General features: G+C 62.8%; 18 protein-coding genes. 10 read left to right on the top strand and 8 right to left on the bottom strand.

Annotated features, from left to right (window positions below):
• The first annotated feature begins 46 nt into the window (after positions 1-46).
• Positions 47-1,369: a lysine 2,3-aminomutase gene (gene kamA, locus B071_RS0113145; protein WP_018527531.1), complete on the top strand. Its 1,323-nt coding sequence runs from the start codon at positions 47-49 to the stop codon at positions 1,367-1,369.
• Positions 1,366-2,310, top strand: a complete 945-nt coding sequence (gene ablB, locus B071_RS0113140) for a putative beta-lysine N-acetyltransferase (RefSeq protein ID WP_018527530.1) — start codon at positions 1,366-1,368, stop codon at positions 2,308-2,310. Before kamA ends, ablB begins: the two co-directional genes overlap by 4 nt.
• Before the next feature lie 40 nt (positions 2,311-2,350).
• Here the strand turns inward: ablB and B071_RS0113135 are convergent, their stop codons facing one another.
• The 5 genes from B071_RS0113135 to B071_RS0113115 all read right to left on the bottom strand — a co-directional run bounded on the left by B071_RS0113135 (position 2,351) and on the right by B071_RS0113115 (position 5,418).
• On the bottom strand, positions 2,351-3,079 hold the full coding sequence (locus tag B071_RS0113135) for a PHP domain-containing protein (protein WP_018527529.1): 729 nt from the start codon (positions 3,077-3,079) through the stop codon (positions 2,351-2,353).
• Positions 3,080-3,088: 9 nt separating this feature from the next.
• Positions 3,089-3,421, bottom strand: coding sequence for a hypothetical protein (locus B071_RS0113130; protein WP_018527528.1), 333 nt, complete (start codon positions 3,419-3,421; stop codon positions 3,089-3,091).
• Complete coding sequence (locus B071_RS0113125; RefSeq protein WP_438829718.1) at positions 3,418-4,260, bottom strand: CBS domain-containing protein; 843 nt, start codon at positions 4,258-4,260, stop codon at positions 3,418-3,420. Before B071_RS0113125 ends, B071_RS0113130 begins: the two co-directional genes overlap by 4 nt.
• A gap of 115 nt (positions 4,261-4,375) precedes the next feature.
• Positions 4,376-4,612: a DRTGG domain-containing protein gene (locus tag B071_RS0113120; protein ID WP_438829717.1), complete on the bottom strand. Its 237-nt coding sequence runs from the start codon at positions 4,610-4,612 to the stop codon at positions 4,376-4,378.
• 101 nt (positions 4,613-4,713) lie between these two features.
• A complete protein-coding gene (locus B071_RS0113115; RefSeq protein WP_018527525.1) occupies positions 4,714-5,418 on the bottom strand; it encodes a redox-sensing transcriptional repressor Rex in 705 nt (234 codons plus the stop codon).
• Positions 5,419-5,652: 234 nt separating this feature from the next.
• Here B071_RS0113115 and B071_RS0113110 point away from each other — a divergent pair, with 234 nt between their 5' ends.
• Entirely contained in the window at positions 5,653-7,236 is a 1,584-nt protein-coding gene (locus B071_RS0113110) for a type I 3-dehydroquinate dehydratase (protein WP_018527524.1), read from the top strand.
• On the opposite strand, the gene B071_RS20665 is transcribed toward B071_RS0113110, so the two are convergent.
• A complete protein-coding gene (locus B071_RS20665) occupies positions 7,154-9,295 on the bottom strand; it encodes a hypothetical protein (RefSeq protein WP_018527523.1) in 2,142 nt (713 codons plus the stop codon). The genes B071_RS0113110 and B071_RS20665 overlap by 83 nt on opposite strands.
• Positions 9,249-10,931 carry a DNA repair helicase XPB gene (locus tag B071_RS0113100; RefSeq protein WP_018527522.1) on the bottom strand — a complete coding sequence of 561 codons (1,683 nt, stop codon included), beginning with the start codon at positions 10,929-10,931 and terminating at the stop codon, positions 9,249-9,251. Before B071_RS0113100 ends, B071_RS20665 begins: the two co-directional genes overlap by 47 nt.
• 204 nt (positions 10,932-11,135) lie before the next feature.
• Between B071_RS0113100 and B071_RS0113095 the strand changes: the two genes are divergently transcribed.
• From B071_RS0113095 to flgN, 5 genes are all read left to right on the top strand, one after another.
• Positions 11,136-12,521 carry a PhoH family protein gene (locus B071_RS0113095; RefSeq protein WP_018527521.1) on the top strand — a complete coding sequence of 462 codons (1,386 nt, stop codon included), beginning with the start codon at positions 11,136-11,138 and terminating at the stop codon, positions 12,519-12,521.
• Complete coding sequence (locus tag B071_RS0113090) at positions 12,521-12,712, top strand: hypothetical protein (RefSeq protein WP_018527520.1); 192 nt, start codon at positions 12,521-12,523, stop codon at positions 12,710-12,712. The genes B071_RS0113095 and B071_RS0113090 overlap by 1 nt, the downstream gene beginning before the upstream one ends.
• 93 nt (positions 12,713-12,805) lie before the next feature.
• A complete protein-coding gene (locus B071_RS0113085; RefSeq protein WP_018527519.1) occupies positions 12,806-15,094 on the top strand; it encodes a polysaccharide deacetylase family protein in 2,289 nt (762 codons plus the stop codon).
• Between the two features lie 121 nt (positions 15,095-15,215).
• Positions 15,216-15,665, top strand: a complete 450-nt coding sequence (gene fliS, locus B071_RS0113080; RefSeq protein WP_438829711.1) for a flagellar export chaperone FliS — start codon at positions 15,216-15,218, stop codon at positions 15,663-15,665.
• 9 nt (positions 15,666-15,674) lie between these two features.
• Positions 15,675-16,109 carry a flagellar export chaperone FlgN gene (gene flgN, locus B071_RS0113075; protein WP_018527517.1) on the top strand — a complete coding sequence of 145 codons (435 nt, stop codon included), beginning with the start codon at positions 15,675-15,677 and terminating at the stop codon, positions 16,107-16,109.
• A gap of 88 nt (positions 16,110-16,197) precedes the next feature.
• Here the strand turns inward: flgN and B071_RS0113070 are convergent, their stop codons facing one another.
• Positions 16,198-16,743, bottom strand: coding sequence for a hypothetical protein (locus B071_RS0113070; protein ID WP_018527516.1), 546 nt, complete (start codon positions 16,741-16,743; stop codon positions 16,198-16,200).
• A 65-nt stretch (positions 16,744-16,808) separates the two neighbouring features.
• On the opposite strand from B071_RS0113070, the gene polA reads away from it, so the two are divergent.
• Entirely contained in the window at positions 16,809-19,661 is a 2,853-nt protein-coding gene (gene polA / locus B071_RS0113065; protein ID WP_018527515.1) for a DNA polymerase I, read from the top strand.
• The gene (gene coaE, locus B071_RS0113060) at positions 19,658-20,266 is read left to right on the top strand and encodes a dephospho-CoA kinase (RefSeq protein WP_169336357.1); all 609 of its coding nucleotides are present in this window, start codon (positions 19,658-19,660) and stop codon (positions 20,264-20,266) included. The genes polA and coaE overlap by 4 nt, the downstream gene beginning before the upstream one ends.
• Positions 20,267-20,270: the final 4 nt, after the last annotated feature.

Genomic DNA, 20,270 nt, shown 5'->3' with positions numbered 1-20,270 from the left:
CCGTTTCCCTTGATTAATTACTTTCAACACTATACATTTTTTGCACATGAAGCATTTTACCAGCAAGCAGCGGGAGATCGCGGGAAAACTCCAGGAGAACTTCACCGGAGGGAACTGGTCGAACTGGCGCTGGCACATAAAGCACTCCATCACCGACCTCGACTCCTTCGAGGCCGTCTCGGGCATTACCTTCTCCCGGGAGGAACGGGAGTCTCTCCAGAAGACGATCGAGACCTTCCCCCTCTCGATCACGCCCTATTATCTCTCCCTGATCGACGTGACGGACTGGCAGAACGACCCCGTCATGAAACAGGCCTTCCCCGACGCGCGGGAGCTGGTCCGCCAGGACTACGAGATGGCCGACCCCCTCTCGGAAGATACGGACAGCCCCGTACCGGCCATCACGCACCGCTACCCCGACAGGGTGCTCTTCCACGTCAGCAACAGCTGCTCCATGTACTGCCGACACTGCACGCGCAAGCGCAAGGTGGGAGACCGTGATTCCATTCCCACCAGAGACATCCTCTCGCAGGGCATCGCCTACCTGCGCGACCACGGGGAGATTCGCGATGTTCTCCTCTCGGGGGGCGATCCCCTGATGCTCTCCGATTCCTACCTGGAGTGGATCCTGGAGCAGATTCGCGAGATCAGCCACATCGAGATAATCAGGATCGGTACGCGCATGCCCGTGGTTCTGCCCTACCGGATCACCGATGAGCTGGTGGATACGCTCAAACGCTTCCAGCCCCTCTACGTGAACACCCATTTTAACCACCCCCGGGAGGTGACGGGTTCGTCCAGGGCGGCCCTCAAGCGCCTGGCCGATGGGGGGATACCCCTGGGAAACCAGACGGTACTCCTGCGGGACGTCAACGACTGTCCCCGCATACAGAAGACCCTGGTTCAGAAGATGCTCCAGAACCGGGTGCGGCCCTATTACCTCTACCAGTGCGATCTCTCGGAGGGGCTCACCCATTTTCGCACACCCGTGAGCAAGGGCATCGAGATCATGGAGAGCCTTCGGGGCCACACCAGCGGCCTCGCCGTGCCCACCTACGTGGTGGACGCCCCCGGGGGAGGGGGGAAGATCCCGGTTGCTCCAAACTATCTGGTCTCCTACTCTCCCTCCAAGGTGGTGCTGCGAAACTTCGAGGGGGTGATCACCACCTACCGGGAGCCCTCGGAGTACCCCCATACCTACTGCAATCGCGACTGCGACAGCTGCCACCTCCAACTGAAGCTCGACGAGGCCCGGGAAAACAACGCCACGGGGATCACCCAACTCCTCTCGGACGAGGACGACGTCTATACCCTGGTCCCCGAGAACACCACCCGCATATCCCGCCGCCAGGAAGAGGAGGCAGAATGAGCGATATCGAGGAACGGATAGGCCGTTCCCGGCTGCACCACGGAANCGGGAGCGACCGCATCTATCTCATGGAGTACCACGCCTCCGATCGGGATCTCCTCTGGAAGCGGATCGGGGAACTCCAGGAAGAACGGGGGTACGGGAAGCACTTTTTTATCCTCCCCCAGGGAGAGGCTCCCTTTTTTCTGGCCCGGGGCTACCGCCTGGAAGCGACGATCCCGGGTTACTTTCGGGGCAAAGANGCGGCGATGATTCTGGTCAGATATTTTTCTCCCGCCCGGGAGGTCCTCTCCCGGAGCGAGCGGGAACTGCTCGAGGTCTGTGCCTCCTGGTCGGCCTGTGAGTCATCGCGAGGGTCGGAGTCTCCCCACGGGTCAGATTCCCTCCGAGGTTCAGGGTCAGAGTCAGGGGCAGGGCCAGNGCGAGGGAGCGAAGGTCCGGCTTCTGCTTCGGCCCGGATCCGGCGGGCCCGACCCGACGATATCCCCGCCCTGGCGGGGCTCTACGCCCGAACCTTTCAGAGCTATCCCTTTCCTATAGACTCGCCGGACTATCTGGCCCGGACCATGGAGAACGACGTGGACTATTATCTTGTCCCGGCTCCCGCCGATAGTCCTCATCCTCTGGCGGCGGCGGCCTCGGCGGAGAAGCACCCCGGACGGAAGAGCGCCGAGATGACCGATTTCGCCGTAGATCCCGCCTTTCGGGGCGCAGGGCTGGCGGGGGCCCTTCTCTCCGCCATGGAGGAGGCCCTGCTCCGGCAGGAGTACCGGTGCTTTTACACCATCGCCCGGCTCTCCCAGCCCGCAATGAACCGGACTTTCTTCAGGGCAGGGTATCGCTACGGGGGAACTCTCGTGAAAAACACCCAGATCGGGGGGAGCCTGGAGAGCATGAACGTCTGGTACAAACCGGCCCCGAGGGTCTCACAGGTCTCGTAGAACCCGAGGCTTTCCCGGGGCCCGAAGCCNCCGGACTTCCTCAGGCCGGGGCGGTGATGGAGAGCCGAACCGCTCCCTCCCGGAGTACCCTGGCCAGGGCAGCGAAGGGCGAGGGGTCCCCGGGGGAAATCTCGAAGGAGAAGGTCCGCTTCCCCATATCATCGAGAAAGTGGGCATCGGAATCGCAGATCAGGGTGTGGCCCCGGGTATCAAAGGGCGGGGGAAGGCGGGTCACCTCCAGGGCGCTGAAGCGCTGGTCCGGAAGAAACCCCAGCTGGGAGGCGATGCTCGTGGCGGTCCTGTCGATATGGGCCGGAATAATGAGNCCTCCCCGGCGGAGCGTCTCCTCGGCGATCTCCTCGATCGAGGCATCGATCGCCGGGATCAGGTACCGCTCCTCAAAATCCAGGATATTCTCATCGGCATCGACCACGGCCTGGTCTCCGAACTTCTCCGGATCGTGGCGGAAATCGGGAAGGCGCTGGTAGATCCAGTCGCCCCAGTCGAGGGCCTCCCGAACCGTCCCGAAGAGCGAGAGGATATGGACCTCCTCGCGGGTGGTGGTCTCGGTACCAAAGACGGGAATGATCCCCTCGCGGCGGCAGGTTTCCTCAAAGGCCGGGCAGTTCCGGGCGCTGTTATGGTCCGTGAGACCCAGCATGGAGATCCCCAGTTCTGCCGCCCGGCGGCAGAGCGCGCCGGGGCTGTTCTCCAGGTCCCCGCAGGGGCTGAGGCAGGAGTGGTTGTGAAGGTCGGCGACAACCGTCACGGCCNGCTCTTATCCCTTCAGAATGTTGTAGAGCCGTCCCGAGAGGGTAAACTGGTCCTCGTCGCTCACGAAGATCGCAATACCCTCGGACTCGGCAGCGTCGAGCATGTCCTGGGGAACGGGCCGGTTATTGCAGATGATGATCGCCGAGGCTCCTACCAGGGTTGCCACGGCGATGGTGTTCTTGTGGGCCTGGATCGTGATCAGGGCATCGGCGCTGCTGGCGTTTGCCATGACATCGCTGAGCAGATCCGAGGTATAGGCCCCCTGGACCGGTCCGTCTTCGTAGGTCTCCTGGACCAGTCTCAGATCCAGCGTTCCGGCTAATTCAGAAATGTTCATGATTTTCCCTCCTGCGATGTATAGATAACCACGTCGACGTTTGTCCCGGCCGGAGACGAGGAGATAGAGAACTCATCGGAGACCCGGCGGGTGTTGGGAAGCCCCATGCCCGCCCCGAATCCCAGGGACCGGACCCACTCGTTGGCGGTGGAGACTCCCTCTTCCAGGGAGGCCTCCACGTCCTCGATCCCCGGGCCGTGGTCGCGGGCCCGAATGGTCACGCGGTGCCGTTTTGCCTCGTAGGAGACCTGGACGGTGCCACCCTCGGAATGGACGACCTGATTCATCTCGAGCTCGTAGGTGGCGATCGCCACGCGGCGGATCAGCTTGGGCGGAAGGTCCCGGGATTTCAGCTGCTGCTTTGTCTCCGTGGAGAGACGGCCGGCCATCTCGAAATCGAAGGGNCGGGTGGTATATTCCAGGCGGAAGCCCTCGCCCGAAGANTCCTTGTGCTTGGTGTTTTTCTCGAAACGCTCGATCTCCTTGTTGATCTCCAGGAGCAGGGCCACGATCACGTCGCGGCTCGTCACGATCCCCACGAGCTCTTTCTTGGAGTTCAGCACGGGCAGGCGGCCAAAGCGGTATTTGTCGAGCCAGGAGATGCCAAAACTCAGGGGCATGTCGTCTTCCAGGACGATCACCTGACGGGTCATGTGGTTCTGGACGGGATCGTTGATGTTGCCCTTTTCCATGGCCGTGATTACATCGTCCACGCTGACGATCCCCACGAGGCGCCGCCCCTCCATCACGGGAATCCCGCTGATGCTGTTGGTCTTCATGATCCGCTGGGCGTCCCGCATGGTCTCGTCGGTGGTGCAGGTAAAGGTGGGTTCCGTCATTACGTCCCGGATCTTGAGCCGGTAGATCAGCTCCAGGATGATGGGTGACCCCTGATCGGTATCGATGGGAATGGATGTGCCGCCGCTGTTCATGGCATCCCCCTGTTCTCTCTGATTATTGTTTTTTGCAATCCGCCAGGGCGCGGCAGGTATCGAAGGTTGTCAGGGGCGTGACCATGATCGGCATGGTCTGGTGCTGTGCCAGGCTTCTCATCCGTTCCTGGGGCTGCTTCCCGTTGGTGATCAGGATAGCCCGGGCATCGACGATATCGGCGGTCCTCAGNACCTGCTCCGATGTCAGGGACGTCACCAGGAGGAAATCCTCCAGCTCTGTCACCAGAACATCGCTCATGAGGTCCGAGACCACCACATCGAAGAACTCCTCGGTCTCTTTCCCGGGGATGATCCAGCTTCCATCTACGCGTTCAAGGCATTCTGCAAGAGTCATGGGCGTTATCCTGTCTGAGCGGTGAGCGTTTCTGTTCGGGATCTGGTCTGATCCAGTATGTCGGCCTCTTTCATCCTGACCAGGTAAAAGAGGTTTTCTATCTCCAGGCCGATATTCACGTTCTGCACGATACACCGGATCGCACACTCGTCGAAATCACACCGCCCGCACTTGAGATCCACCGAGGTGAAGTTGAGAACCCCGGGGATTCCCGAGGCAGTGACCAGTTCAAANACNTCCGTGGCNGCCNCATCGGGGACCGCGATAACAGCCACCTTCACCGACTCCCTGGCGGCTACCTCGGGGAGCTTCGCGATGGGNTAGATGGGGATGTGGGCGTTGGGGTTGATAAGGGCGGGGTCGATCTCGAAGCCCGCCACAACTTCGATCCCGTCGCGTTCGAACTCCGTGTAGTTGATCAGGGCGTTGCCGATCTTGCCGCACCCCAGTACCACGATGGGCTGCCGGTCTTCCTTGCCCAGCATGCGCTCGATCTCCTCGATAATGACATCGATGTTGTAGCCGCCGCGCTTGTTGCCCGGAATCCCGATGATGGAGAAGTCCTTGCGTACCACCGCCGGGGTGACCCCGATCGCGTCACCCAGGTTGTTGGAGAAGACCTTTACAAATCCCATGCCCTTCAGCTTGTGCAAGACCCGCAGGTACTTGGCCAGGCGAAGGACGATCCCTCTATTTATCTTGGTTTCCATTAAATTGCGCCTTCAATCACATAAACTATCACAATACTATTCCGGCTTCTCATATTATGCAACCGACCTTTCAGAATATTGTAAGAACAATTGTTTTTTTTCACTATAACTATTGTTCATTCTCGGGGGTGCGTCCCGGAGGTTTGCCCCCGGGGTTCGTCCCGGGAATCGACCGNNCCTGGCACAGACCGGGGAATACTTCCCACAACGTCCCTTTCCCGGTAGGGTTAGGTCATGATCTGCTTGTGTCTTACGGGGGATACGCTCGCGGCGTGGTCCCGGCAGCTGGAAGAAAATCGTCCCTGGATCTCCCTGGTGGAGCTTCGGGTGGACTTGCTGAAGCCCTCGGAGCGCGATCCCGGCGCNATACGCCGGTGGTGGGAGGAGTCAAATCCCGGGGTACCGGTGGTACTCACCATCAGGCGCGTCCGGGATCTGGGCCGCTGGGAGGGNGACGACGCCCAGCGTGTTTTTCTCTTCGGGGCACTCCAGGAGGCGATCTCTCCGGACTATGTCGATATCGAGCTGGACCGCCGGGGGCATCCGGTCTGGGATCAGATTGCCCTGACGGTTCGCGCCCGGGGGGGCACGGTTATCCGGTCTCACCACGTTCCCCGGGAAACTCCCCGGGATCTCTCGCAGCTCATGGCCCGCCTTGCAGCCGATCCCAAGGAGGTGGCCAAGCTCGCTGTGGCTACCTGTTCTGCCAGGGATCTGGTAGAGCTGATCCGGGCAGCCGACACCTTTCACCAGATGATGCCCGGAAGGCGGGCTATCTGGGTCGGCATGGGCGAACAGGGCTTTCTCACCCGGGCTTTTCCCGCGCGNCTGAGGAGCCTCTGGACCTACGCCTCCGATTCTTCCGGGGGTGACCCGGAGGCGGCAGCTGCTCCGGGCCAGGTTGACCCCAGGACGCTGGCCGAGGTCTACCGGGTAGACCAGGCCAGGCTGGAGTGGCCCGTCTTTGCCGTTCTCGGTGCTCCCGTGGCCCATTCCCGGTCTCCCCGGTATCACAACGAGCGCTTTGCCCGGGAGGGGATCGATGCGATCTATCTTCCCCTGCGGCTCGATTCCTTCTCCGATTTTTCCGATCTCTCCCAGGTGATTCCCCTGCAGGGCGTCTCTGTGACGGTCCCCCACAAGGTGGCCGCCCTTTCCTTCGCCGTGGCCACGGGGGTGGAGGCCAGAACCTGCGGGACGGCAGCACTCCGGGCCGGGGCTGCCAACACCCTGGTTCGCTCGACCCGCGAGGATTGCGGCGGATGGTACGCCGATAACACCGACGAGGCGGGCTTCCTGGAGCCCCTCCAGGAACTGCTGGGCGATCTGGCGGGGCTCAGGGTCGCCGTGATCGGGGCTGGCGGTGCTGCCCGCGCCGTGGCGGCCGGGCTCTCTGCACAGGGCGCCGAGGTCCATGTTTTCAATCGCACCCGCTCCCGCGCCCTGGGGCTGGTTCAGGACTGCCGAATTCCCGAGGACCGCGCCGGAGGGCTGGATGATCTGGTCCGGTCCGGGAGTCCCTTTGATATTCTGGTCCAGACTACCTCGGTGGGCATGGGCGAGAACCCCCAGGATCCCGTTCCCCGGTACGTCTTCACCGGCAGGGAGGTGGTCTACGACATCATCTATACGCCCCCCGAGACCCCCCTGCTCAAGCGCGCCCGGGCTGCCGGGTGCAGGGTGATCAACGGTCAAGAGATGTTCGAACGCCAGGCGTCGGCCCAGTTCCGGCTCTTTATCGAGCGCCTGGGTGAGCTTTCCTTGAACGGAGGAGGGTCCCGCTCAGGCGCCGGACCAGGGAGGCCCGCCGAATCCTGATGCGGAGGGGCTTCCCCTCGGGGAGCTCCAGGGCCCGCAGCATCAGGTCTTCTCCGCTCTGGATGAGCTCCCGGGGCCGGAGCAGGAGCTTCACCGGGGCTCCCTCGGTGGTGCGCATGATCACTTCCAGCAGTTCCTCTTCCCGGATCGCCTGCTCTACCAGGCGGATCTTGCCCAGGTAATCCAGCCCTTTCGCCTCCACCCCGTGGCGGGCCACCACGTCGGGGCTGATTTGCTCGGGAAAGAGGATCAGTTTTCCCTCGATACGCAGTGCCAGCTCCCGGGCCGCCTCCTGGGGGAGGTCCTGGGCCTCCAGGGTCTCCATGAGTGTGGCCGTGAGCGACTCTGCCGGGGATACCGCCGCCTCGGGCAGATGGTCAGGCCGGTCTTGAGGCGCGGAGCCCGCCTCAGGGGAGGGTGGTTCGCGCCGGGAGTAGCCGGGAGCCGGTGGAGCCAGCGCCGAGCCCCGGTGCCGCTGGAGGAACCGCCGGTACTCCGGAGGCGGAGCGCCCCCGGAAGCGGCCGGTTCCAGCCGCACCGAACCGTGAAATCCCAGAGACCGGAGGTGCTCCTCCACCCGGGGAACCGCCTCGGGAGCGACGAGCATCACCCCCGGGGCGAGGCGTTCCTGGATGAAGGGCTCGAGCTGCTCTGCGGAACCCAGGAGTTCCTCGGCCTCCTGGTGGATCACCAGAACCACCCCGCGGATGAGCCGCACCGCCTGAAGGCGGTCCTGCCACCGGTGGAGCAGAAAGTCGACGTTCTGGGGGAGGGAGGGGCCGCAAATGCGCAGGATCGTCTCGCGGGCCGCGATCTGGTCCTCCCGAAGCGCCGAGGAGAGGCTCTCCCGGGACAACTCGAGGACCACCATAACATCGAAACGCCGCAGCGCCGTGATCCGGGCAAGGTCGAGACGGTCCCGGAAGAGCGTTCCCGGGGGGACGTTGATCTCCATCGTCGCCTGGAGCGCGGCCTTCCCCGAGGAGCCGGGAGCCCGCTCCAGGAGCGCCGCTGCCGCAGGGTTCAGGCGGAACCGTTCCGGGGGTTCCCCGGGTGCGCCCAGGGGCAGAAGCAATCCCACCCGGGCAAGGAGGTCCGGGGTCTCCCCCGTGAAGGGAAAGGTCTGGTTCTGTCCCGCCTCGGTGAGGCGGAGAATCCGGAGTATCTCGCCCCGGGAGAAACTTCTCTCGCGGGGGAGCGTTCCGGCGAAGGCGATCAGGAGCGCCGCTATGTCGAAGGCCTCCGGGGTGGCGCTGGCCAGGGGCGCCGCCCAGAGCAGGGCCTGAATCCACTCTTCCGGGAGGTCGGCGAGCTCGTCCCAGGCCTGGGGACGGAGCAGCACCCCCTCGTCGTCGTGGAAGGCCAGGAGTTCCAGTGTGGCGAGACCCCGCAGGGCCGTCTCCAGGCGTTCTTCCCCCACCGGGCCCGCCAGGAGCGTCCCGAAGCGCTCCTCCAGGCGGGTAGCGGTGCGCTTCCGGAGTTTGCCCGCCTGGGTATAGAGGTTCGGCTCCTCCCGCAGGAAGGCGTAGAGCGCCGCCGCGCAGGCCGCCGAGAGCCAGGGCAGCTCCCCCGGGGTATCCAGGATCTCTCGGGGGAGGGGCTCCCCGGCGATGAGTTTTCGGGGGTCTGTCGCGGGCCCCAGGGTAGTCTCTGCCAGGAGGGGATTNATCCGGACCGTCGCCGGTGAGGAACCATCGATCAGCAGGAGGCGGTCCCGAAGGTTCAGCAGGAGCCATCGGAACCGGGCGTAATCGAGGCGGTCCTCGAGAAATCGATAGAGCTGGTCCTCTCTGGCCTGGCCCAGCAGAGCTGTCGCAGCCAGGAGCAGTTCGTCCTCGTCGTCGATCCGGGCCCGTATGGCACGGCGGGTCTCCTCCCGGGAGAGAAACTCTATCATTCCTGCTATGAGATCGTGTTTGTTGTAGGGCGTTCGCACGGGCCCCAGGTAGTTCCTGATCAGGGCAAAGAACGACTCATCCTCCAGGCTGAGCAGGTACCGGCTGAAGGCTGTTTCAGTCTGTCCAGTGTTCGATATGATAGGTGTACCCCTGTTCTGCAAGAAATTTCTGGCGGTTCGCGGCGAACTCCTCCTCCACGGTGTGGTTGGACACCAGGGTATAGAAGGTCGAGTTGTGGTGTTCTCCCGGGGAGGGCCTGAGGATGCGNCCCAGGCGCTGGGCTTCCTCCTGGCGCGATCCGAAGCTCCCCGAGACCTGGATCGCCACGGAGGCGTTGGGGAGATCGATCGCAAAGTTTGCCACCTTGCTCACCACGATCACCGGCACCGTCCCCTCCCGGAAATCCCGGTATATCTCTTCCCGCCGCTGATTGGGGACGCTCCCCGTGATGAGGGGGGCCTCCAGGTGGCGGGCCAGCTCGGTGAGCTGATTCAGGTACTGGCCGATCACCAGGATCGCCTCTCCCCGGTGGTTTTCCACAAGCTGGCTCACGGCCTCGATCTTGCGGTAATTTTCTGCCGCCAGGCGATATTTTCGCCGCTTGTCCGCCACGGCGTATTCTGTCCTGAGTTCCCGGGGAAGGTCCAGACGAATCTCGTAGCAGGAGGCCTCGGCGATCCATCCCTTCTGCTCCAGNTCCTTCCAGGGCACGTCGTAGCGCTTTGGNCCCACCAGNGAGAAGACGTCGGTCTCGCANCGATCCTCCCGGACGAGTGTGGCCGTCAGTCCCAGCCGGCGCACGGCCTGGATCTCGGCGGTAACCCGGAAGATCGGCGCCGGCAGAAGGTGAACCTCGTCGTAGATGATGAGACCCCAGGAACGGCGCCGGAAGATATCGAAGTGGGGAAAGGGCGACTCCCGGTCGGGGCGCCAGACCAGAATCTGGTAGGTCGCTACCGTCACGGGCAAAACCTCCTTGCGGGTTCCGCTGTATTCGCCGATCTGGTCTTTCTCCAGGGTGGTTTTGTCCAGGAGTTCCTCCATCCACTGATGCACGGCAGCAACGTTTGTGGTGAGGATGAGCGTGCTGGTCTGGAGAAGGTGCATCGTCTCGATCCCCACCACGGTTTTCCCTGCACCGCAGGGGAGGACCACCACGCCGTAGCCGGTGCCGGGGGAGCCGCCCCCGTGGAAGGTCAGGGCCGCCTCTTTCTGGTAGTCCCTGAGCACGAAGGGTGCNCCCGAGCGGGTGTTTTCCTGGAGCGAGAAGGAGAGGGTCTCCCCCGGAGCCAGGGGTACCCGGTCATCCACGGGATAGCCCAGGCGGATCAGCTCCTGCTTTACCGTTCCCCGGTCCAGGAGCGAGACAAGAAAGGTCTCGGGGTGGTTCCGGGGATCCTCCTCCTCCCGGAGGTACCGGGNCAGGTTCGTGCGGGACCGCAACTCCCGACGGATATCCTCGTCGGGAACGATCAGGCGCAGGGTGTAATCGTCATCGCCGGGTTCGAGCCGAAGTTTCCCGTAACGCCCGATGAGCTCCCCGATAGCGTGCTCCACATTCCCCGGCAGGGGGAACCGGCTGTACCGGCGGAGGCGGGTGATCACCTCCTCCCGCGAGAGCCCCGCTGCTGCGGCGTTCCAGAGGGAGAGGGGTGATATCCGGTAGGTATGGAAGTGCTCGGGCGATTTTTCCAGCTCTGTAAAGGGAGCGATTCCGTTGCGGGCCTCGGCGGCTTCGTCGTCGTGAACATCCAGAAGAATCGAGTGATCGCCCTGGACAATGAGGGGCTGCGGCATTCTTCCTGTTTTACACTATTCCTGCAAAAGATTCGACAGTACAATAGCAGTACCATAAACTTGTTACAGGGAACCTGGCCTCCTGCGGGGGTCAGNCCTGTTGCACGAGGCAGGCCTGTTCGCGAGGCAGTCCTGTTACGCGAGNCTGGCATCGGATGGACTGTACCGGAGCTGTAACCGGGGGGACCCAGCAAGGAGTGAAGTATGGCACANAGTGATTCCGTCAAGAATGGTGATTCCGGCANAGACAGTGATTCCAGCAAAACCGGCGATTCCGGAAAAAACGGTAGTCCCGGCAAGAAGATCTTCGTCATCGACACCAATGTGCTGATCCATCGTCCCGACGCGATCCTGAGTTTCCGCGATCAGGAGGTGGTGGTTCCCATGTGGGTACTGGAGGAGCTGGACCGGCTCAAGACCTTCTCCGACGAGCGGGGGCGGAACGCCCGGAAGGCGATCCGATTCCTGGACGACCGGGGGCGGCCGGGCAACCTCTCCACGGGGGTAAAGATAGAGAACGGTGCCACCCTGAGGGTCGTCTCTACCCAGCCCCGGCACACCCCCAACGACTTTCTCCAGGACAAGGCCGACAACAAGATCATTCTCACGGCCTGGCAGCTTCAGGAGGCGGGCAACAGGGTTTTTTTCGTCAGCAAGGACATCAACGCCCGGGTGAAGGCCGCCTCGCTGGGCCTCAAGGCTGTGGACTACGAGAAGCAAACCGTNGATATCACCCGTCTCTACAGCGGCTACACCTTTCTGGATACGCGTCCCGAGACGTACCGCCAGCTCGAACAGGACCAGTCCGTGGAGTGGAGCGATCAGGCGATGCCGAACCAGTTCTTCGTGCTGCGGGACAAGGAACATCCCGAGGAGCTTCTGGGGCGNTACCGCCAGGGCGAATCTCCCCGGCTCGAGCTGATCGATCACAAAATNCCCGCCGTGGNGGGGGTTCGGCCCCTGAATACGGAGCAGCGCATCGCCCTGGAGCTTCTGCTGGATCCGGCGGTGCAACTGGTAACNCTGGTGGGCAAGGCCGGAACGGGGAAGACCCTTCTGGCGATCGCTGCGGGGCTCAAGCAGACCCTGGAGGACAAAACCTACAAGCGTGTTCTGGTGAGCCGCCCCGTTATCCCCATGGGCAAGGATATCGGCTATCTGCCGGGGGCAAAGAACGAGAAGCTTTCCCACTGGATGCAGCCGCTCTTTGATAATCTGGAGTATATTCTCGGGGTCTACCACAAACCCAACGTGAAGACACCGGAGCAGCTCATTAACAGCAGTCTGGTAGAGCTGGAGGCTCTGAGCTATATCCGTGGGCGGTCCCTCCCGGGGCAGTTTATCGTGATCGACGAGGCCCAGAACCTCTCGCCCCACGAGGTGAAGACCATCGTCTCCAGGGCGGGTACCGACGCCAAGGTGGTTCTCACGGGCGATCCCTTCCAGATCGACAGCCCCTACCTGGATGCGAACTCCAACGGTCTCACCTATCTGGTGGAGGCCTTCAGGGGGCAGCCACTTTTTGGACACGTCCTCATGACGCGGACCGAGCGGAGTCCCCTGGCCGAGCTGGCGGCGGAGCTTCTGTGATGAGTGATCGTCAGGGGACCCCCTGGGAGCCCGCCTCGCTCGGGGAGTTCCTGGATGATCCCTTCGACCGGCTCGAAACGCAGCAGCAGGGGTATCTTCTGGACCGCCTGGACCGTATGGTCCGGCGTCTGGAAGACCTGGAGGAGGAGCTGGATTCCTTTATGCTGGAGGCCCCCCTGCAGGGCCGGTAATTTCCCTTCCCGGGCTCATTTTTTTTCCTGAGGTGCCGATCATGGTAGGGGAAACCGGGAGGTAGGAACTTGAAACGATTGACGCTGGTTGTCATGCTCTGGACGGCGTGCTCGCTCTCCCTGGCGGGGCAGGTCCGCTTCAGCGGGCTCGATCTGAACGCCTCGGAGGAGCTGCTCTTCACCGCCACGGCGGAGGTTCCCGAGTTTGGCTCCTACGATACACTCTTCTTTGCAGACATTCCGGGTGGCACCCGTATGCAGCTCACCATCTTTCCCGAGCGCATCGCCGTTTTGGATCAGGGGTCGATCCTGCAGATCCAGAATCGCTTCGGCCTCTTCCGGGGGACGTTAGGGGACGGCTTCAGCGGCTTTTCTCCCCTCGAAGCCTTCCCCGCCTTTGTTCACGGCGAGGCGATCCAGACCGGGAAAGTTCTGGGCGTGGTCTCCAGCCCCGACGGACGATTTCTCTCCTATCTGGTTCCCACCTCCTCCGGTTACGGCGAGCTCCGGCTCTACGATACCAGACAGGACCAGGAGATCACCGTGGCGGGGCAGGTGGAGCTGGCCCTGGGGGAGGCGCCCCACAGCTGGTCCCGGGATTCCCGCTTTCTGGCCTACAGCAAGGGAGGTCAGGTCTATTATTTCTCCGTTCGCCAGTATCAGGAGGATCGGGTCCTCTCGGAGCGGATGCGCAGGATCGGGCCGGGAACGATCCACAGCGTGGTCTGGAGCGGTGAAAATACCCTCAACTTTGTCTCGGGGTCCGTGGTCTACCGCATCCCGGGGGTAGAGTTTTTCACGCGCTCGCTCTACCAGGAGCTGCTCAAGATCGGACGGATCGTGGGCAAGCTTCCGCACCGGTTCGATCCGGTCTTTGANCGCTACTGGATATCGCCCGACGGCGAAAAAATCCTCCTTTCCCGGGACGGCAGGAACATCCACCTCTTTTACCTGGAAGCCGACGATTTTCTCACCACCGGGGAAACCCTCTCGCTGCCCTTCCTTCACTTGCCCCGAAACACCCGGGTTCGTCAGGTCATGTGGTCTCCCGACGATCTGATCACCCTCAAGACGGGAAGCATTCGGGCAGGGGAGTCCGTCTCTGCCCTGTATCGGCTCGATCTTCAGGATCAGGAGAAGCGGACCCGCTTCCGCGCCACCGAAGACTCGGGNGTTCGGGGAATCGATCTCTCCCCCGACGGCGAGAGCCTCCTGGTCTGGGATGACCAGGGGGCCGAGGTCCGTCACCATCGCTCGGGCGAGGTGCGGGTCAGGATCGATCAGCCCGGGCTTCTGCAGGCGCGATGGATCTCCCGGGAGGAGCTCCTCCTGGCGGGGCGGAAGCGAATCGAACACGTTCATCTGGAGCAGAGCGGGAACGGCCCGCTGATAACCGTCCTCGCCCTCAGCCAGCCCGAACGCTACGGCTTTAACCGGAGCAACGGCCGCGTGGAGGTCCAGGGNGGGGGCCTGGCCTTTCAACTCGATTCCCGGGGGTGGAGNTCCGTGGACGCCCTGGAGCTTCGGGAGCGCCGCGTTGCCAGCGGCCGAAACAGGGTCTATCTGGAGGAGCTCTCCAGAGGCAGCTATCGCAACATGGTGATGGTCCGGAACATCGCCAGCTTCGGAACGGAACCGCTCTTCCCTGAACCTCCCCGAGCCTACGAGCCCTTCCCGCAGGAGGAGGAGCCCGTGGATTTTACCCATTTTACCCACGGTTCCAGGATCAGGCGCNGGGAAGTGTCGCTGGTCTTCAACGCCATCGATTCCGTCACGGGGCTCCCCGAGATTCTGAACACCCTGGCCGAGTACGGGATTCGGGCGACCTTCTTTGTGAACGGCGATTTTATCCAGCGCCATCCCGGGGCGGTCCGGGAAATCGCCGAGAGCGGCCACGAGGTGGGAAACCTCTTCTACACCCATTTCGATTTTGCAGGTGGCCGGTTTCAGATAACTCCCGAGTTTATNCGTCAGGGTCTNGCGCGAAACGAGGATCTTTTCTACGGTGCCACGGGGCAGGAGTTGACCTTGCTCTGGCACGCACCGTACTATTTCGTTGACCCGACGATCCTCAGTGCTGCGCGGATGATGAATTACACCTACATTGGCCGGGATGTGGACAGCCTGGACTGGGTTCCCCTGCGTGATGCCGGCGGAGTTTCCCGGCGCTACACGCCGTCGGCCCGGATCATCGAGGACGTATTACGGCAGAAGAAGCCCGGGTCGATTATCGCCATGACCGTGGGGCGTCCCGGTGACGACCGTCCCGACGGTGGCCGGGAGGACTATCTCTTCCACCGTCTTGATGTTCTCCTGAACGGGCTGATCGAGCGGGGNTACCAGGTGGTTCCCGTCTCGATCCTGCGGGACAACGCGCGATGAACTGCCCCGTCCGGTGTAATTTTGGTGTATCCGGTGCAGTGCGATGTATCGGGTGTGTTCCCACACGTAAAGATGTAAAAGGGTACATAATAGTGAAGGCCTGAATGGTGAAGGTCTGGAGATGCAAGAGGGAGGAAGCATGGCGTACCAACAGAGTTCTGTGAGTGCCTATCGGCAAACGAGCGTGAAGACCGCGTCCCAGGGGCGTATCATCGTGATGCTCTACGATGAAGCGCTCCGGCAGATCGATGCGGCGGAAACGCTCCTGGCGGAAAGTTCCCGGGAACTCGACAAGATCAACAACGCCCTGGTGAAGGCCCAGGATATCGTNACGGAGCTCATGGTCTCCCTCGACCTGGAGCAGGGGGGGGAGATCGCCCGCAATCTGCTCAGGCTCTATCTCTTTTTTAACGATCGCCTNATGGAGGCCAACGTGAAAAAAGAGCAGGAGCCGCTTCGGGAGGTGCGGGGGCTCATGGTGAACCTCCGGGACGCCTGGAAACAGATCGAAGGGCAATCGCCCGATGGCCGGAGCGTTCCCACCGGGGGGGGCGTCAACATTGCGGGGTAATCCTGCGGAATGACCGAAGATCGTCTGGAGCGCTACCGGTGCCAGGCCAGGGAGTTTCTGCTCTCCTATCTGGAGATTCTGGAGCAGCAGCATCGGGCCATCACCGGGGGNGAGACCGATCGCCTGGAGGATCTTCTTCGCGAGGGAGCCGAGNCGCTCTCCTCGCTCGAGTCGGTCCAGCGCGTTTGTGCGGCCTGGGAGCGGGAGCCGGGACGGGTCCCGCCCGATGGAGCCAGGGGGGATGCGCGGGCCGGTGTTCAGCGCGCAGAGATGGAGACCCTCCTCGCCCGGGCCCGGGAGCAGCAGAGAACAAATGAAGAACTCCTGAGGAACTACAGGGACGACTTGGGTCGGCGGATCACGGAGTTACAGGTGCCGCGNCAGGGGCGNTCCGTTTTTGCCCCGCCCCCCCGGGGGGGGCGATCGATAGACCTGACCCGCTAGGGCCCCCTCCCGGGAGGGGAGTGGCCCTCACGAGCGGGAGATGTTCGGATTCGGTCCCCATGGTGATCATCTCAGGACAGGGTGGCCCTCACGAGCGGGAGATGTTCACGGCGGAGCTGGTCGCGTCGAACCGGGGAAAGGCAGCGAGCTCTTCCGGTGAGTAGAGGTCGGCCAGGGGCTGGGGGTTCGGGATGTAATCCCGGGAAATCCCCGGCGCGAGTTCCCGCCTCCATCGCTGCTTGTCGTGGGTGTCCTCGTAGTGGAAGTACTTCCGCACCACCAGCTCGGGCCTGTTCCTGCCCTTTTTTTCTATTTTGACAATGCCGAAGTTGCCCCTGCCCAGATAGGCCAGGCGTTCGTCCTCGGCGAGTTCTTCCGATTCCTGATCCCGGAGCGATTGTATGACGCTCTCGAAGCGCACGGGAGCCCCCGTCTGGGGGTGCGCAATAGCATTCACGATATCGTCGATCTCTTCTCCCGAGAGGGGACAGGCCCCGTACTCCCGCTCCGGCGGGGCCGGAGGAAGAAGATGTTTCTCCGGGTCAAAGGGAATGGCTTTTTTCTTTTTTGGTGGCCGGGGACGGTTCTGGTTCTGCTGGCCCCGGTTCCTTGAACGGTTTCCTCTTTTTCCCATANCTCTACTATAGCACAGCGAGGGTGCTCCTGTTCAATCGAAAATGTCCATGGTATAAGGCATATATGGACGACACCCTTTATCTGCTGGACGGTTACAGCGTTATNTACCGATCGTACTTTGCCTTTTTCAGGAATCCCCTGAGGAACCCCCGGGGAGAGAACTCGTCGGCGGTCTTCGGNTTNTTTCGGACCCTCTTCTCGCTCTTCCGGGAGTACCAGCCCCGTCACTTCGCGGTGATCATGGATTCCCGGGTGCCCACCTTCCGGCATGAGCAGTACGAGCAGTACAAGGCGAACCGCCAGGAGACCCCCGAGGACCTCCGCGCCCAGATCCCGGTGATCGAGGAGATCCTCCAGGCTCTGGGTGTTCCCTCGGTACGGGTCGACCGCTACGAGGCCGACGATGTGATGGCGACCCTGGCCGAGCGGTGCCGAAGCGAGGGGCGNCCCTGCCGGGTCATCTCGGGGGACAAGGACCTGCTCCAGCTCGTGGGTGAACCGGTGCGGATTTTGCGGCCCGGCAAGGACGGCATCGACGAGATGGATCGGGACGCGGTGTATCGGGACTGGCAGGTCTGGCCCGAGCAGATTCGGGANTTTCTCTCCCTTATCGGCGANACCTCGGATAATATNCCCGGCGTGAAGGGCATCGGCAAGAAGACAGCGGCCGATCTCCTCTCCCGGTACGGAACGCTGGAAAATCTCTACGATCATCTTGATGACCTCACCCCCGCCAGGCGCAGCAAGCTCGACGCGGGACGGCACGAGGCTTTCCTGAGCCGGGGGCTGATCTCGCTGGCCTGCGANGCGCCGCTCCCTGCCGGGGGAGCGGACTATGAGCTGGGGGATCTCGATTACCANGCCGCCGCCCCGCTGATGATCGCCCAGGGAATGACGAAACTGGTGGAGCAGACGGGGGTATCGCCGGCGGTAGCGGAGGNGGGGGCCGGACCGGGGGATCTGCCCGGGGACGGGGCGGCCCCGGAGGAGGCCCCCAGGGAGGGCGAACTCGGTCCGTCCTGGTCTCCCCGGGAACGGGCCGGGCTGGTCCTCTCCCGGGACGAGCAGGAGCGGTTCGCGCGGGAGGGGCGGTGCGAACTGGTTACCACCCGGGAGGACCTGACCCGCTGGATCTCCCGGGCCAGGGAGGCTGGAACCTTCGCCTTCGATGTGGAGACCGATAGCCTGGATCCCCTCACGGCGAACCCCCTGGGGTTCTCCCTGGCCTGTAGCGCCGACGAGGCCTGCTACATACCCCTGCGGGGGCCCGAGGGGGCGCTCTTCCAGGAAGAATANCTCCGCCAGGAGCTCCAATCGCTCCTGACAGACCCGGCCTGCCGCATTGTGGGGCAGAACTTCAAATATGATTACAAGATTCTCTCCCGCTGGGGGATACGGCCGGGCCAGATCTATTTTGATACCATGATCGCGGCCTGGCTGGTGGATACCTCGGCCGGGGGGTACGGCCTTGATCGTCTGGCCCGGGACTATCTGGGGTACCGGACGATCGCCTTTGCCGATCTCTTCTCCGAGGGAGAGGTCCCGGCACAAAAGGGGCGGCGAGGTTCCTCGGGGGATGACAGGAACTTCGGGGATGTGCCCCTGGATCTGGCGGCGCGCTACGCTGGTGAGGATGCCTTTGTTACCTATCGTCTGTATACGGTACTGGACCGGCTTCTGGACAAGCGGGAGGTCCGCGATATCTTTACCTCCCTGGAGATGCCCCTCGTTCCGGTTCTGGCAGAGATGGAAACCGCCGGAATCGGTCTCGACGTCTTCGCCCTGGAGGAGTATTCCCGGGAACTCTCCCTCACGATCGAGCGGGTCGAGCAGGAGATTCACGATCTGGCGGGTCACCCCTTCAACATCGCCAGCACCAGACAACTCCAGGAGGTCCTCTTCCAGGAGCGGAAACTTCAGCCCCTGAAGAAGACAAAGACCGGTTACAGCACCGATACGGCGGTGCTTCAGGAGCTGGCGCGGGAGGATCCCCTGCCCGAGCGGGTTCTTGCATACCGGATGTACACAAAATTGCGCAGTACCTACGTGGATGCCCTGCCCCGGATGGTCCATCCCCGGACCGGGCGCATCCACACCAGTCTCAACCAGACGGGAACCGCCACGGGTCGCCTCTCCAGCGCCGAGCCAAATCTTCAGAATATTCCCGTTCGCGATGACCAGGGGCGGCGTATCCGCGACGCCTTCGTGCCGCGTCAGGACTGGATCTTTGTGAGCGCCGATTATTCCCAGATAGAGCTGGTGGTGCTGGCCCATCTCTCGGGTGACGAGGCGCTGATGGAGGCCTTCCGGAACGGTGAGGACGTACACCGTCGTACGGCAGGGCTGATCTTCGGGGTCGCTCCCGATGAGGTCTCGGCGGAACAGCGGCGGATCGCCAAGACGATCAATTTCGGCGTGATGTACGGCATGAGCGCCTTTCGTCTCTCCAACGAGCTGGGCCTGCCCCGCAAGCAGGCCGAGGAGTTCATCCAGGCCTACTTCGGTACCTATCAGGGCATTGGACGGTTTATCGAGGCCACCGTGGCCCGGGCCGAGGTCGAAGGGGAGGTGCGGACGCTCCTGGGACGGCCCCGTCCGGTGCCGGATATCCTCAGCAGGAACAAGACGGTAAAAGCGGCGGTGGAACGGGTGGTGGTGAATACGCCGATCCAGGGAACGGCCGCCGATATTGTGAAGAAAGCGATGCTGGCCGTCTCGCGACGACTCCGGCAGGAGAACCTTCAGGCCCGGATGATCCTTCAGGTCCACGACGAACTGATTCTCGAATGCCCGCCCGACGAGGAACAGCAGGTCAGGGCACTCCTCCTGGAAGAGATGTCAGGCGCCGTTTCCCTCGCGGTTCCCCTGGGTGTGAGCGTGGAGAGCGGGGACCGCTGGGGGGCGATGCACCAGTGAGGGTGGCAGGGGTAGCGGGAAAGTGCTGCGCCGGCAAGGATATGGTGGTGCAGTGGCTCTGCACCCGGGGGTGGCAGGAAATCAACGTGGACCAGGTGGGGCACCAGGCGCTGGAGGTGCTCCACCAGGAGGTCCTGGAGCGTTTCGGCACGGGCATCCTGGATGAAGGGGGAGAGCGGATCGACCGGGGCCGTCTGGGAAGGCTGGTCTTTTCCAGCCCCCCGGCGCTGGCCCGGCTGGAAGAGATTGTTCATCCCTGGATACGGCAGGAGGTTACCCGGCGTACGGAGCTGATCCTGCGCGAGAACCCCTCGTCGAGGGTGGTCATAAACGCGGCCCTGCTCTTTCCCCTGGGGCTGGACCCGCTCTGCCATGGCGTCTTTCTTGTGGAGGCTCCCCTGCTCACGAGGATGCTCCGGGCCCGCCGGAGAGATGCCCTGAGCTGGGGAGCGGTGCTGCGCCGGCTGTGGGTGCAACGGAAGCTCCACATTCAAGCCCGGCGATCTCGTGCCGACATAATAAGAGTAGATAACCGGAGCGCGCCGGAGCTGTTGTATCGGCAGCTTGAGGAGGCTCTTCAGTTACGGCAGGAACCAGGAGATTAAACGC

It is taken from the genome of Alkalispirochaeta alkalica DSM 8900 (assembly GCF_000373545.1).
In the GTDB taxonomy this organism is placed as follows: Bacteria; Spirochaetota; Spirochaetia; order DSM-27196; family Alkalispirochaetaceae; genus Alkalispirochaeta; species Alkalispirochaeta alkalica.
The sequence above is the reverse complement of the archived record's forward strand: the minus strand, read 5'-3'. Positions and strand labels throughout refer to the sequence as shown.

What these genes read in the sequence shown, in the direction of transcription:
- B071_RS0113090 (WP_018527520.1), top strand. Translation starts at nt 12,521, where the DNA reads ATGAGTGATCGTCAGGGGACCCCCTGGGAGCCCGCCTCGCTCGGGGAG.
- B071_RS0113130 (WP_018527528.1), bottom strand. Translation starts at nt 3,421, where the DNA reads ATGAACATTTCTGAATTAGCCGGAACGCTGGATCTGAGACTGGTCCAG.
- B071_RS0113070 (WP_018527516.1), bottom strand. Translation starts at nt 16,743, where the DNA reads ATGGGAAAAAGAGGAAACCGTTCAAGGAACCGGGGCCAGCAGAACCAG.
- kamA (WP_018527531.1), top strand. Translation starts at nt 47, where the DNA reads ATGAAGCATTTTACCAGCAAGCAGCGGGAGATCGCGGGAAAACTCCAG.